General features: G+C 71.3%; 13 protein-coding genes. 5 read left to right on the top strand and 8 right to left on the bottom strand.

The features are described 5' to 3' along the window. Positions 1–69: 69 nt before the first annotated feature. From ACWCO8_RS02690 to ACWCO8_RS02655, 8 genes are all read right to left on the bottom strand, one after another. Positions 70–462: a TOBE domain-containing protein gene (locus ACWCO8_RS02690; RefSeq protein WP_362012479.1), complete on the bottom strand. Its 393-nt coding sequence runs from the start codon at positions 460–462 to the stop codon at positions 70–72. Positions 463–482: 20 nt separating this feature from the next. Continuing rightward, complete coding sequence (locus ACWCO8_RS02685; RefSeq protein WP_451030582.1) at positions 483–941, bottom strand: molybdopterin-dependent oxidoreductase; 459 nt, start codon at positions 939–941, stop codon at positions 483–485. A gap of 154 nt (positions 942–1,095) precedes the next feature. After that, positions 1,096–3,849: a molybdopterin-dependent oxidoreductase gene (locus ACWCO8_RS02680; RefSeq protein ID WP_451030581.1), complete on the bottom strand. Its 2,754-nt coding sequence runs from the start codon at positions 3,847–3,849 to the stop codon at positions 1,096–1,098. Then, a complete protein-coding gene (locus ACWCO8_RS02675) occupies positions 3,846–4,730 on the bottom strand; it encodes an FAD binding domain-containing protein (RefSeq protein WP_451030580.1) in 885 nt (294 codons plus the stop codon). Before ACWCO8_RS02675 ends, ACWCO8_RS02680 begins: the two co-directional genes overlap by 4 nt. A gap of 153 nt (positions 4,731–4,883) precedes the next feature. Then, a complete protein-coding gene (locus ACWCO8_RS02670; RefSeq protein WP_451030579.1) occupies positions 4,884–5,987 on the bottom strand; it encodes an aliphatic sulfonate ABC transporter substrate-binding protein in 1,104 nt (367 codons plus the stop codon). 120 nt (positions 5,988–6,107) lie between these two features. Next, the gene (locus ACWCO8_RS02665) at positions 6,108–6,203 is read right to left on the bottom strand and encodes a putative leader peptide (protein WP_451030578.1); all 96 of its coding nucleotides are present in this window, start codon (positions 6,201–6,203) and stop codon (positions 6,108–6,110) included. Positions 6,204–6,367: 164 nt separating this feature from the next. Further along, complete coding sequence (locus ACWCO8_RS02660; protein ID WP_451030577.1) at positions 6,368–6,826, bottom strand: RrF2 family transcriptional regulator; 459 nt, start codon at positions 6,824–6,826, stop codon at positions 6,368–6,370. 14 nt (positions 6,827–6,840) lie between these two features. After that, positions 6,841–7,824: an amino acid ABC transporter permease gene (locus ACWCO8_RS02655; RefSeq protein WP_451030576.1), complete on the bottom strand. Its 984-nt coding sequence runs from the start codon at positions 7,822–7,824 to the stop codon at positions 6,841–6,843. A gap of 644 nt (positions 7,825–8,468) precedes the next feature. On the opposite strand from ACWCO8_RS02655, the gene ACWCO8_RS02650 reads away from it, so the two are divergent. Genes ACWCO8_RS02650 through ACWCO8_RS02630 form a run of 5 tightly spaced genes read left to right on the top strand, consistent with a single transcriptional unit; the run spans position 8,469 to position 12,999 of the window. Continuing rightward, on the top strand, positions 8,469–9,635 hold the full coding sequence (locus ACWCO8_RS02650; protein WP_451030575.1) for an LLM class flavin-dependent oxidoreductase: 1,167 nt from the start codon (positions 8,469–8,471) through the stop codon (positions 9,633–9,635). Further along, a complete protein-coding gene (locus ACWCO8_RS02645) occupies positions 9,632–10,198 on the top strand; it encodes a GNAT family N-acetyltransferase (RefSeq protein WP_451030574.1) in 567 nt (188 codons plus the stop codon). Before ACWCO8_RS02650 ends, ACWCO8_RS02645 begins: the two co-directional genes overlap by 4 nt. Before the next feature lie 32 nt (positions 10,199–10,230). Continuing rightward, a complete protein-coding gene (locus ACWCO8_RS02640; protein WP_451030884.1) occupies positions 10,231–11,163 on the top strand; it encodes an ABC transporter substrate-binding protein in 933 nt (310 codons plus the stop codon). Positions 11,164–11,176: 13 nt separating this feature from the next. Next, entirely contained in the window at positions 11,177–12,238 is a 1,062-nt protein-coding gene (locus ACWCO8_RS02635; protein WP_451030573.1) for an amino acid ABC transporter permease, read from the top strand. Continuing rightward, positions 12,235–12,999, top strand: coding sequence for an amino acid ABC transporter ATP-binding protein (locus ACWCO8_RS02630; RefSeq protein ID WP_362012503.1), 765 nt, complete (start codon positions 12,235–12,237; stop codon positions 12,997–12,999). The genes ACWCO8_RS02635 and ACWCO8_RS02630 overlap by 4 nt, the downstream gene beginning before the upstream one ends. Positions 13,000–13,007 lie beyond the last annotated feature (8 nt).

The following is a 13,007-nucleotide window of genomic DNA, read 5'->3' as shown; positions in this document are numbered from 1 at the left end:
TGGCACTGAGTACCCTCAGCAAAACACACTCAGTGCCATGGGCGCCAGTGGCCAGGGGAGCGGCGGGTCTCAGGTGCGGTCGATGTGCACGCTGGTCGACTTCACGCGGGCGGTGGCCTGCATGCCGACTTCGAGGCCCAGCTCTTCCACGGCCTCGCGGGTGAGGAGGGAGACCAGCCGGTGCGGGCCGGCCTGGATGGTGACCTGGGCCGCGATGTCGCCGAGCTTGATCGCCGTGACGATGCCGGGGAAGGCGTTGCGGGCGGAGGTGTAGGACGCGTCGTCCTCGCCCCCGCCCTGGGCGAGCTCCACGGAGAAGGCGGCCAGGTCACGGCCGTCGATCAGCCGGCGGCCGCTGTCGTCGCGGAGGGTCGGGACGCGGCCGGCGTCGGCCCAGCGTCGCGCGGTGTCGGGGCTCACGCCCAGAAGACGGGCTGCCTGCCCGATGGTGTAGGACTGCATGGGCGACACCGTAGAGCGGTTCAGGTCTCCATGTCGGCCGGCGGTCGGCACGTGCCGACCCAGATCCGCTTCACGGCGCTCACGTACCGCGCGCCGCAGCGGTCGGACGGGACGACGAGCTGGGTGCCCGCCTCGTCGAGGTCGGCGTCGTCCATCCGCGTCGCGAGGAGCATGGGCGCGTCGCCGAAGTCCGCGTCGATCTCCGCCCAGGACAGCACCGTGTGATGGCCGTCGCCGCCGCTCACCGCGAGAAGGAAGCGGGACCGGTCCTTGCGGCGCGCCGGGTCGAAGCCGGGCCGGGTGCCGCTGACCACCTCGCGCAGCAGGGGCCCCTCGAAGGTGTGGTGCCGGGCCCCGTCGGTCGCGCAGTCGAAGACGACCTCGGCCCGGTGCTGCTCCCAGCCCCGGCGCAGGTCCGCGACGGTCAGCGTGACCGGGCGGGCCACCTCTCCGTAGAGGTCGAAGGACCCAGCGCTCATCGGCTTCCCCTCAGGACGTCGGGACGGGCGGTGCGGCGACTGCGCCCACTGGTACCCGGCCCTCCGTCCTGCGAACCGCGTCTGCGATGCGAATACGGTCCTTTCTCGTGCGATTGTGAGGTTGATACGAGACGGACCTACGCACCTTCCAGGTTCATGTGCCAAGGCGCCGGTCGTGGATCGCCCGCCACACGCGGTCCCGGGTGACCGGCATCTCGGTGAAGCGGATGCCCGTGGCGTCGCGCAGCGCGTTGGCGAAGGCGGGGGCGACCGGATTGAACGGGCTCTCGCTCATCGACTTGGCGCCGAGCGGGCCGATCGCGTCCGTCGTCTCGGTGAAGTGGACCTCGGTCCGCGGGACGTCGGCATACTGCGGCAGCCGGTACCGGCGGAACGCCGCCGTGGTCACCTCGCCCCGCTCGTCGACCCGGACGTTCTCGAAGAGGGTCGCGCCCAGCGCCTGGGCGACACCGCCCTCGACCTGGCCCCGGCACTGCATCGGGTTCATCACCTTGCCCGCGTCGGCGGAGTGGACGCTGCGCAGGATGCGGATCTCGCCCGTGTCCGGGTCGACGGCGATCCGGAACCACTGGGCGTTGAACGCGACCGACCGCGGGGACCCGCCCCAGTGGCCGTCCGCCCGGATCTCGTCGACGGCGCCGCTCGCGTGCGCCGCCTCGTACAGCTCCTTGAGGGTCACCGTCCGGCCCGCGCAGTCGAAGGCCTCGGCCCCGAGCACGCACAGGTGCCGGGCCACCCCCGTGTGCCGGGCGGCGAACGTCCGCAACCGTTCGGCGAGCGAGGTCGCGGCCAGCAGGACCGCCTTGCCGGCGACGACGGTGCCGGCCGAGCCGAAGGCGCCCGTGTCGTGCCGTACGACGTCGGTGTCGGACTGCCGGATCGCGATGCGGTCCTCGGTGGTGTTCAGCGCCCCCGCGGTGATCTGCTTGTGGACGGTGGTCGTGCCGTTGCCGAACTCGGCGGTGCCGACGGCGATGTCGTACGTACCGTCCGCGAGCAGGGAGACGCGGGCGTCGGCGTAGTGGCCGCCCGGAGGGCCGGTCGCGATCATCGCCATGGCCGTGCCCTGGCCGACGAGCCAGCCCTCGGGCGCGTCGCGGTGGCTGGTGTCCTCGGCGAGGGCCGTGCGGACCACCGCCAGGCACTGGTCGAGCCCGTACGAGGCGATGTGCAGGTCCTCCTCCTCGCCGATCGGGCTGTGCATGCCCTCCCCGGGGCCGATGATGTTCTTCTCCCGGAAGGCCAGCGGGTCCATGCCGAGCAGCCGGGCCAGCTCGTCCATCACCGACTCCACGGCGAACGTGACCTGGCCGAGGCCGTACCCGCGGAAGGCGCCCGCCGGGACCACGTTCGTGTACACGGAGAACGCGTCGACCTTCTTGTGCGGGGCGCGGTAGACGGCGAACGACTCGCCCACGCTGTGGAACATGACGGCCGGGCCGTGGTTGCCGTACGCGCCCGTGTTGGACACGACCCGCATCTGCACGGCGGTCAGCGTGCCGTCGGCGCGCGCCCCGACCTTGATACGGATGGTGAAGGGGTGGCGCGTGGTCGCGCCGTAGAACTGCTCGGCCCGGGTGTACTCCAGCTTCACCGGCCGGCGCAGCTTCAGCGCGGCCAGCGCGACGATGTCCTCCGTCAGCATCTCCTGCTTGCCGCCGAAGCCGCCGCCCACCCGGCCCGCGACGACCCGGACCTCGTCCTCGGGCAGGCCGTACAGGGCGCAGAGGGCGCGCCGCGTCAGGAACGGGGTCTGGGTGGAGGAACGGACGGTGAGCCGCTCACCCGTGCCGTCCTCCTTCGGCTCGAAGTACGCCACACAGCCGTGGGTCTCAAGGCTTGCGTGCTGGACGCGCTGGGTGCGGAAGGTCTCCTCGTACACGACGTCCGCCTCCGCGAACCCCGTCACGACGTCGCCGATCTCGCCGTGCACCTCGCCCGCCACGTTCTCGGCGGCGCGCGCGATCCGCGCCTCGGGCCCCTTGTCGCCGTGGAGCGCGGGCGCGCCGGGCGCCATCGCGGCCTCGGGGTCGGTGACGTACGGGAGTTGCTCGTACACCACCTCGATGCGTCGGCAGCCCTCCTCGGCCGCCTGCTCGCTGTCCGCGATCACGGCCGCGACCCGCTGCCCGACGAACCGCACGGTGTCGTCGAGGACCCGGGTGTCGTCGGGGTCCTCGGTGGGGTGCTCGTGCCGGGCGCTGGAGTACAGGGTGGCCGGGGCGTCCTCGTGGGTGAGGACGGCGTGGACGCCGGGGACGCGCAGCGCCGCGGCGGTGTCGATCGAGACGATCCGGGCGTGCGGGTGCGGGGAGCGCAGCAGCTTCATGTGCAGCAGCCCGGGGACCTCGACGTCGAAGGTGTAGCGGGCGGTGCCGGTGACGACGAGCGGCCCGGCGGGCGCGCCGAGGTTCTGACCCACGGCCTTCCCCGCGCAGGGGCGTTCGGTGTGCCGCACACCGCGCACGGCGTCCTCGATGGCCCGATAGCCCGTGCAGCGGCAGATGTTGCCCTTGAACGCGCGGGGCAGGTCGGTCAGCTGCTCCTCGTCCAGGGCGGCGGTGGTCATCAGGAACCCGGCGGTGCAGAACCCGCACTGGAAGCCCTGCGCGTCGAGGAACTTCCGCTGCACCGGGTGGAGTTCACCCTCGGGGGAGGCGAGGCCCTCGACAGTGGTGACGGAGCGGCCCTCGGCCCGCACGGCGGGATAGAGGCAGCTGTGCACGGGCTCCCCGTCGACGTGGACCGTGCAGGCGCCGCAGTCGCCCGCGTCGCATCCCTTCTTCACCCCGAACCAGCCGCGCTCGCGGAGGTAGGTGCGCAGGCACTGGCCGGCGCGGGGCTCCTCGTCGAAGGTGCGCCGGTTGATCTCGATCTCGTACGTCATCGGTCCCCCTCCGGGAGCGGCGGTGCGGTGGTCGGGGCGGTGGTCGGGGCGCCGGTCGTCGCGATGGCCGGGGCCGCCAGTTCGCGGCGGACCTCCTCGGCGAGGCGGAAGCCCATGTGCCGCCGCCACTCGGGCAGGCCGTGGATGTCGTCGAACCAGTCGTCCGCGCCGACGGCGGCCTCGACCGCCCGGCGCAGCTCCTCCCGGTCAGGCGGCAGCGGGAACCAGAGGCGGAACGGCCGTACGGTCGCCGCGCTGATCGTCACCGCCAGCGAGCCGTCCACCGGGTCGAGCGCCCCGATGACCAGGGCGCCCGAGCGGCCGAGCCCGTAGAGCGAGGCCTGCCGGTACGCGGTACGGGAGGCGAGCGCGCGGGCCGGCAGGGTGACCGAGCGCAGCAGCTCGCCCTCGGCGAGGTCCTTGCGGCCCGCGCCGGTGACGAAGTCCGCGACCTTCACCCGGCGCACCGTCCCGGCCTGCGACTGGAGCAGGCACTCCCCGTCGAGGGCGGCGGTCAGCGAGATCATCGGCCCGGCCGGCAGCGCGTTGCACAGGTTCCCGCCGACGGTCGCCATGTTCCAGATCTTGAACGAGGCGAGGAACGCCCGGCAGCACTGCTCGATCAGCGGAGCCGCCCGGGCGCCGAACGACCGGCCGAATCGGGAGAGTTGGGCGATCGTGCAGGTGGCCGCGATCTCCAGCGAGCCGTCCGTCCTGAGCGTGAGCGGCTCCCAGCCCATGCGGCTCAGATCGACGAGGCGGCGCAGGTGCGGCTGCGGCTCGGAGAACAGGTACGTACCCCCGCCCAGCCATGCGTCACCCGCCCGCCAGGGCTCACGGCGCCGGGCGTCGCGCACCTCGGTCACGGTGTTCAGGTCCATGTCTCCCCAGCCGCTCGGCCACTCCTTCCAGGCCAGTGAAGCCCGCGAGGAAGGCCGAAAACGACTGGTGCGCCACACGGAAAGGGTTCCGTGTGGCGCACAGGGTCCTGGATGATCGACCTACGGCGATCTCCGTCGAGCTACCTCGACGACCTACTTGGTGCCGAGCCCGGCATCACCGATCTCGGGCTTGCCCGCGGCCTTGAGGATCTTGTTCAGGGGGCGCAGGTCGTAGATGCCGTCGAGGTTGGGCTGCTTGAGAAGTCCGGCCTTGACGGCGTGGTCGGCCTGGGCCTGGAGCGTCGTGGCCAGCGGGTCGTCGGTGAACTGGATGGACGGCCAGGCGGCGTCGATGACCTGGGCGCCCAGCGGCTTGCCCGTGTGCTCCTTGAGCTTGGCGTTGGCCGAGGCCTTGGCCTTGTCCGGGTTGGCGTTGATCCACTCGTTGGTCTTGGTGGACCCCCGCAGGACGGCCTCGACGACGTCGGGGTGCTCGGTGAGGAACTTCTGCGACACGATGATGTTCGTGATCACGAACTTCTTGTCGGGCCACAGGGTCGACTCGTCGAGGAGGACCTTGGCGCCCTCGCTGACCAGCTTGGAGGCGGTCGGCTCGGGGACCCAGGCGCCGTCGATGGAACCGGACTTGTAGGCGTCCGGGGTCACCTTGTTGTCCGTACGCAGGACGGAGACGTCGCCCTTGCCGCTCTGGGCGTCGACCTTCCAGCCCTTCTCGGAGATCCAGTTGAGGAAGGCGACGTCCTGGGTGTTGCCGAGCTGCGGGGTCGCGATCCGCTTGCCCTTGATGTCGTCCAGGGTCTTGATCTTGGCCGGGTTGACGACCAGCTTCACGCCGCCGGAGGCGGAGCCGGCGATGATGCGGAGGTTCTTGCCCTTGGACTTGGTGTAGCCGTTGATGGCGGGGGAGGGGCCGATGAAGCCGATGTCGATGGAGTCGGCGTTCAGGGCCTCGATCTCGGAGGGGCCCGCGTTGAAGGTGGAGACCTTCAGCTGGGTGCCGCCGAGTTCCTTCTGGAGGATGCCTTCCTGGTCGCCCACCAGGGCGGTGGCGTGGGTCAGGTTCGGGAAGTAGCCGAGCCGGACCGTGTCCGCGGAGAGCTTCGCGCCCTCGGCGGCCACCTTCTTCTCGTCGGTCGTCGTGGTCTCGGAGCCGTAGCCGCACGAAGCGAGCAGAAGGGGGAGCGCCGCGATGACGGCGACGTTGCGCAGGGTGGTGAGCGGTCTGGCGGCAGACACGGAGGTGTCCTCTCGGAAGCTGGGTGATCAGAAAGGTGCGTACAGGCGTGTACGGGCACGGCTGCACGTGGTGAGTGATCTCAAGGGGTGGGCGGAGCGGCCCGTGGTGTGGACAGTGCCTCAGGCGGTGCGACAGATGGCGCTGGAGTGACGGCCGAGGTCGATGTGACGGCGCGAGGTCAGGAGGGGTGACACGCGGACAGCACGGTCGGACATTCGCATGCACACGTCGGCCACCCCCGCGGATCCCTAGTTCTCCTACCTGGTTGATAGGGATCGTGGCAGAAGGCGGCGAACACCCCAAGAGGGTGTTCATATGGCGGACGGCCTGGTCTCGCCTGGTGAGATCGGAGGGACTTCGGGGGCGCCTCAGGCGTGGTTCAGGGGTTCGTCCAGGCGTCCGGCGCGCTGGCCAACTCGGTTACGCCGGTGGGGAGTTCGGCCGCGGCGACATCGGCGAGCGACACCCCTTCGAGGATCTCGCGCACATTGGACCGCAGCGCGACCCACAGGGGCAGCAGCGACTCGGCGGCGCCGGTGTACGACAGGTCCGGTGGGCGGACACCCCGTACCGAGACGAGCGGCCCCTCCACGACGCGTATGACGTCCGCGATGCTGATGGACTCCGCGGGCCTCGCCAGCCGGTACCCCCCGTTGCCACCCCGCCGGCTGACCACGAGGCCGCCCCGGCGCATGTCGTTCAGGATGCCTTCGAGGAACTTGTGGGGGATGTCCTGGGCGTCGGCGATGGCCTCCGTCTTCAGAGGCTCGTCGTCACGGGACGCGGCGAGCTGCAGTGCGGCACGTACCGCGTAGTCCGCCCTGGCTGAGATCCGCATGCGGTCCAGTATCGTCAGCCGCTCCTCAGCGCGGTGAGCCGGGTCCTGAGCCGTTGCAGCGGTGTCGGCGGAAGGGCGCGGGCGGCGCCGCGCGCGTAGTGGCGCTCGACGTAGAACTGGGCCGTGCTGAGCACGGTCGTGACCGCGACGTACCAGACGGTGGCGACCATCAGCAGGGGGATGACCTGGTACGTCTGGTTGTAGACCAGCTGCACCGAGTACAGCAGGTCGTGCACCGCGAGCACGCTGACGATGCTCGTGCCCTTCAACGTGCCGATCAGCATGTTCCCCGCGGTCGGGACGATCGAGCGCATCGCCTGCGGGACGACTATCCGGAGCAGGGTGCGCCGTCTGCCGATGCCGAGGGCCTGCGCGGCCTCCGTCTGGCCGGCGTCCACCGACAGGATGCCGCCGCGCACCACCTCGGCGGCGTACGCGGCCTCGTGCAGGGTCAGCCCGATGACGGCGGTGAGCGTGGGGCCGAGCAGGTTCACCGTCTTGACGGTGAGGAACTCCGGGCCGAAGGGGATGCCCAGGCCGAGCGTCGGATACAGGGCGCCGATGTTGAACCAGAAGAGCAGCTGGACCAGGAGCGGAGTGGACCGGAAGATCCACACGAAGCCCCAACTCAGGCTGGACAGAACCAGGTTGGACGAGAGGCGCATCACGGCCAGCGGGGTGCCGAGGACGAAGCCGAGCACCATCACGACGGCCGTCAGCCAGAGCGTGAGCAGCAGCCCGTCGAGCACGGCGGCCGTCGTGAAGTACTGGCCGACCACGTCCCACTGGAACGCGCGGTTACGGATGACGGAGTTGACCACCATCGCGAAGACCAGCAGCGCGGCGACGGCCGTCAGCCATCGCCCGACGCGCCGGCGCGGGACGATGCGCGGCAGATCGAGGTGCGGGTCGGGGACGCCGCGGTCGGTGTCGGGGCTGCCGGGGCCGGCGGGGCCGTCGGCCTTCAGGGCGGTCGTGGGCGCGGAGGGCGGGACCATCAGAGGGTCTCCTGGAGAGGGAGGCGCGGGTGGGGTGGGCCTCGGGCACGACGTCATCACACGCGCCGCGTCCCTCAACGCGGCGGGGGCGGCGACCGCGCGAGGCGGAGCCGCTCCTGGCTCGATCGTAGGCGGCCGCTTCGCGTTTGTGTCAACCACGCAAACCTTTCGCCCAACTAGGGCCGCGAACCCGGGCCATGGTTGACGAGAGTCGAGATGTGCTGCTGAATGGGTCGCATGGATGCCGATCAGCGCCTGGTCACCCGAGACCACATCGACTTCGGTCGTGTGTGGTCCGCCGCGTGTTGCGCCTGACGCGGCCGCGGGCCGTCCGACCGGCCCATTCCCTCCCTCGGTAACCCCGTCGCGGGCCGTTCTCCCACGTTGTCGCACCGCCGCCGTACGACGTCGTACGGCAGGTCCCGCGTGTGTGACGTGACGCGCCGCCGCCGCACCCACCACCACCGCACCACCTCGGCCGAGGCTCAGCCCCGGGCGTCATCACCCCTGCTCACCTCCCTGCTCACCACCCCGCTTCCCACCCTGAAGCGCCGTCGCACCCGGCCGCCCCCAGGGCCGCTCCGGCGTGCCCGGGCGCCCCCGGGGAGCGCGGCCACTGAGGACCTCAGGAAAGGCCATCTCCCATGCCAGTGGAGTTCCTTGGCATCGCCGCCACCCATGACGGCTCCGAGACCACCGCGCGCTCCGGCGGCGCGTTCGACAAGGAGTACACGCTCCGGCTCGCCCGGGCGCACGAGGACCACGGCTGGGACCGGGTCCTGTTCGCGTACGGCTCCGGTTCGCCGGATCCCGCGCCGGCCGCCGCGTACGTCGCGAGCAGACTGGACAAGCTGCAGATCCTGCTCGCGCACCGGCCCAACGTCTCGTACCCGACGTTCGCCGCGAAGACCTTCGCGACCCTCGACCAGATCAGCGGGGGCCGGCTGACCGTCCACTTCATCACGGGCGGCAGCGACCACGAGCAGGGGCGGGAGGGCGACACCCTCACCAAGGACGAGCGGTACGCCCGCACCCGTGAGTACATCCGGATCGTCAAGAAGATCTGGACCACGCACGAGCCCTTCGACCACGAGGGCGAGCACTACCGCTTCCACGACTTCGTCAGCGACGTCTTCCCGGTCCAACAGCCCCGGCCCGGCGTCTCGTTCGGGGGCTCCTCGCCCGCCGCGTACGAAGCCGGCGGCGCCGAGGCCGACATCTACTGCCTGTGGGGCGAGCCGCTCGCGGAGACCGCCGCGCAGATCGAGGCGGTCAAGGCCGCCGCGAAGGCCGCGGGGCGTACGGACGTTCCGCGCATCCAGGTGGCGTTCCGCCCGATCATCGCGCCGACCGAGGAGCTGGCCTGGGAGAAGGCGCACCGCACGGTCGGCGCGATCCGCGCCCGGCGCGAGCAGGGCCTCGTCCGGCACCACCGGGGAGACGCGCCGCAGAACACCGGCTCGCAGCGGCTGATCGCGATCGCCGAGGCGGGGGAGCGGTACGACCGCGCGCTGTGGACCCCGACGGCCGCCGCGACCGGCGGCGCGGGCAACTCCAACGCCCTCGTCGGCACCCCCGAGACGGTCGCCCAGGCGCTGCTCGACTACTACGACCTCGGCGTCGACATCCTCTCCGCCCGGGGCTACGACCTGCTCGGCGACGCGGTCGACTTCGGCCGGTTCGTGATCCCGATCGTCCGCGAGGAGGTCGCCAAGCGCGACGCCGCGCGCGAGGCCTCACGCGACGCCGAACGGGCGGCGAAGGGCGAGAGCCTGCCGTCGGAGCGGACCCTCGCGGCGGTGCGGGCATGACGTACGCCGCCGAGACCGCTCAACCGCCGTCGCCCATCGATGCCTTGACGTCGATTCAGGTACCGGTCTCCGACCCTCGGGTGGAGCCGCTGATCCGCGAGCTCGGCGAGGAGTACAGCACCCGCTACGGCAAGGACGCCCACACCGAACTCTCCCGCTATCCGGACGAGGAGTTCACGGAGCCCCACGGTGGCGCGCTGATCCTGCTCCTGGAGGACGGCGAGCCGGTCGCGGGCGGCGCGTTCCGCCGGTACGACCCGGACACGGCGGAGCTGAAGCGGATCTGGACGCACTCCGCCCATCGGCGGCGCGGCCTCGCCCGCCGAGTCGTCGCCGAACTGGAGCGCGAGGCGCGCGAGCGCGGCTACCGGCGGATCTACCTCACCACCGGCCCGCGCCAGCCGGAGGCGCGCGGCCTCTACCTGGTCACCGGCTACACACCGCTCTTCGACACCGAGGCCGCCCCGGAGACCCTCGGCCTCCTGCCCTTCGAAAAAGACCTCACTGAGCACCTCACCCCGAACCTCGCCGACAACCCGCCCGGAAAGGCCCCCGACCAGTGAACCTCCCCGCGATACGCGCGCTCGGCACCCGGATGCGCGTCGCCGTCCCGCTCGCGCTGCTGCCGGTCCTCGCGCTGACCGCCTGCGGTTCCGGCGCCACGTCCGCCACGCCGGCGGGCGCCCAGGCGTCCGCGCCGCCGGCCGACGACCCGGTCGCCGCCGTCCGTACGGTGGACAAGGTCGCCGCCCTGCTCCCCGCCGACGTGCGGGCGGCGGGCACGCTGCGGGTCGGCAGCTCCGTCGGCTTCCCGCCCGGGGCGTACTACCCCAACGGCCCCGACAAGCCGCCCGCCGGCCAGGACATCGACCTCGCCGACGCGGCCGCCAAGGTCCTCGGCCTGAAGCTGGAGCGCCAGGACGCCTCCTTCGAGACGATCCTGCCCGCCCTCGGCAGCGGCAAGTACGACCTGGGGACCGGCAACTTCGGCGTCACGACCGAGCGCCTGAAGACCATCGACTTCGTCACGTACATCAACGACGGCCAGGGCTTCGCCGTGAAGAAGGGCAACACGGCGCTCGGCACCGGGGTCACCGACCTCACCCAGCTCTGCGGGCTGACCATCGGCACCGGCGCGGGCACCACCTTCGAGGCCACCCTCACCGCACGCAAGGGCGTCTGCGCGGAGGCCGGCAAGAAGCCGTACGACGTGAAGGTCTATTCGGAGAACGGGGCCACGCTCACCGCGCTCCAGCAGGGCCGGATCGACGTCGTCATGTCGACCATCAACGGGCTGCGCCACCAGGCCGCCCAGCCCGCCTCGCAGACCACCTTCCTGGGCGAGTTCCACCGCCTCGACGTCGGCTTCGCCTTCAAGAAGGGCTCCCCGCTCACCCCCGCCTTCCAGGCAGCCGTCAACGAGCTGATCAAGGACGGGACGTACGACCGGATCCTGAAGAAGTGGGGGACCACCGAGTCCGCGATCGAGACCTCGCGGATCAACCCGCCCGAACACAAGAAGAGTTGAGCAGGTCACCACGATGGGACTCACCACCGACCCCGCCCCCGCCGCGAGCGCTCCGCCCGCGGGCTCGGGCCCCCACGCCCCGCCCGGAAGATCCGGCCGGCCCGACCCGGCCGCCCTCAAGGTCGTCCCCGTCCGCCACTACGCCCGCTGGGCGGCCGCCGTCGCCGTCGCCGTCCTGGTCGCCCAGTTCATCCACGGCCTCGCCACCAACCCGGTCTGGGAGTGGAGCGTCTTCGGCGAGTACATCCTGTCCGAGACGATCGTCCAGGCCGTCTGGGTCACCCTCCAGCTCACCGCGTACGCCACCGTCCTCGGCTTTCTCCTCGGCACCGTCCTCGCCTTCATGCGGCTGTCGCACAGTCCGGTGCTGCAGACCGTGGCCTGGACGTACATCTGGATCTTCCGGTCCATCCCGATGATCGTCCAGCTGGTGTTCTGGTTCAATCTCAGCGCCCTGTACGAGCGGTTGGGCGTCGGCATCCCCTTCGGCCCGGTCTTCTGGTCCGTCGACAGCAACAGCCTGATCGGCACCATCGGCGCCGCCATCATCGGCCTGACGCTGCATCAGGCCGCGTACGCCGCCGAGATCGTCCGGGGCGGAGTCCTCGCCGTCGACCACGGGCAGCTGGAGGCCGCCGCCGCGCTGGGGATCCCCCGGCTGCGGCAGATCCGCCGGATCGTGCTGCCGCAGGCCATGCGCGCCATCCTGCCGACCGCCGGCAACGAGGTGGTCGGGCTGCTCAAGGGCACCTCGGTCGTCTACGTGATGGCGATCGGCGAGCTCTTCTACCAGGTCCAGGTCATCTACGGCCGCAACGGGCGGGTGATCCCGCTGCTGCTGGTCGCCACCGCCTGGTACGTGGTCCTGACCACGGTCCTGACGGTCGGCCAGTACTACGTGGAGCGCCACTTCGCCCGGGGCGGCAGCCGCACCCCGCCGCCCACCCCGCTCCAGCGGGCCCGGCGCTTCCTCCGCGACCTGCGGACGGCGGCGGCCCGGCGCGACCTGCCCGTCACACCCCTGAAGCCCCTGAAGTCCACGAACCCCTCGGAGCCGTTGGGAGGCAACCGATGAGCGAGGTGATGGTCGACGTCCACGGCGTCCACAAGAGTTTCGGCCCGCTGGAGGTGCTGCGCGGGGTCGACCTCCAGGTGCGGACCGGCGAGGTCACGGTGATCCTCGGCCCTTCCGGCTCGGGCAAGTCCACCCTCCTGCGGACCGTCAACCACCTGGAGAAGGTCAACCGCGGCTGGATCGCCATCGACGGCGAACTCATCGGCTACCGCCGCTCCGGCGACAAGCTGTACGAGCTGCGGGAGAAGGACGTCCTGCGGCAGCGCACCCACATCGGGTTCGTCTTCCAGAACTTCAACCTCTTCCCGCACCTGACCGTCCTCGGGAACCTCGTCGAGGCACCCGTCTCCGCCCTGCGCCGCCCCCGCAAGGAGGCGGAGGAGACCGCCCGGCGCCTCCTCGACCGGGTCGGTCTCGCCGACAAGGCCGACGCCTACCCGCGCCAGCTCTCCGGCGGCCAGCAGCAGCGGGTGGCGATCGCCCGCGCCCTGGCCCTCGAGCCGAAGGTGCTCCTCTTCGACGAGCCGACCTCCGCGCTCGACCCCGAACTCGTCGGTGAAGTGCTCGACGTCATCAAGGACTTGGCGAGCAGCGGCACCACGATGATCGTCGTCACCCACGAGATCGGCTTCGCCCGCGAGGTCGCCGACACCGTGGTCTTCATGGACGGCGGTCTCGTCGTGGAGCAGGGCCCGCCCTCGGCCGTTCTCGACAGCCCACGCCACGAGCGCACCCGCGCCTTCCTCTCCAAGGTCCTCTGACCCCTTCC

It is taken from the genome of Streptomyces sp. NPDC001927, assembly GCF_053594455.1.
Note: the sequence above shows the minus strand (reverse complement) of the source record. Positions and strands in the feature narration are given on the sequence as shown.

What these genes read in the sequence shown, in the direction of transcription:
- ACWCO8_RS02630 (WP_362012503.1), top strand. Translation starts at nt 12,235, where the DNA reads ATGAGCGAGGTGATGGTCGACGTCCACGGCGTCCACAAGAGTTTCGGC.
- ACWCO8_RS02645 (WP_451030574.1), top strand. Translation starts at nt 9,632, where the DNA reads ATGACGTACGCCGCCGAGACCGCTCAACCGCCGTCGCCCATCGATGCC.
- ACWCO8_RS02680 (WP_451030581.1), bottom strand. Translation starts at nt 3,849, where the DNA reads ATGACGTACGAGATCGAGATCAACCGGCGCACCTTCGACGAGGAGCCC.
- ACWCO8_RS02690 (WP_362012479.1), bottom strand. Translation starts at nt 462, where the DNA reads ATGCAGTCCTACACCATCGGGCAGGCAGCCCGTCTTCTGGGCGTGAGC.
- ACWCO8_RS02635 (WP_451030573.1), top strand. Translation starts at nt 11,177, where the DNA reads ATGGGACTCACCACCGACCCCGCCCCCGCCGCGAGCGCTCCGCCCGCG.
- ACWCO8_RS02665 (WP_451030578.1), bottom strand. Translation starts at nt 6,203, where the DNA reads ATGTCCGACCGTGCTGTCCGCGTGTCACCCCTCCTGACCTCGCGCCGT.
- ACWCO8_RS02655 (WP_451030576.1), bottom strand. Translation starts at nt 7,824, where the DNA reads ATGGTCCCGCCCTCCGCGCCCACGACCGCCCTGAAGGCCGACGGCCCC.
- ACWCO8_RS02660 (WP_451030577.1), bottom strand. Translation starts at nt 6,826, where the DNA reads ATGCGGATCTCAGCCAGGGCGGACTACGCGGTACGTGCCGCACTGCAG.
- ACWCO8_RS02650 (WP_451030575.1), top strand. Translation starts at nt 8,469, where the DNA reads ATGCCAGTGGAGTTCCTTGGCATCGCCGCCACCCATGACGGCTCCGAG.
- ACWCO8_RS02640 (WP_451030884.1), top strand. Translation starts at nt 10,231, where the DNA reads ATGCGCGTCGCCGTCCCGCTCGCGCTGCTGCCGGTCCTCGCGCTGACC.
- ACWCO8_RS02675 (WP_451030580.1), bottom strand. Translation starts at nt 4,730, where the DNA reads ATGGACCTGAACACCGTGACCGAGGTGCGCGACGCCCGGCGCCGTGAG.
- ACWCO8_RS02685 (WP_451030582.1), bottom strand. Translation starts at nt 941, where the DNA reads ATGAGCGCTGGGTCCTTCGACCTCTACGGAGAGGTGGCCCGCCCGGTC.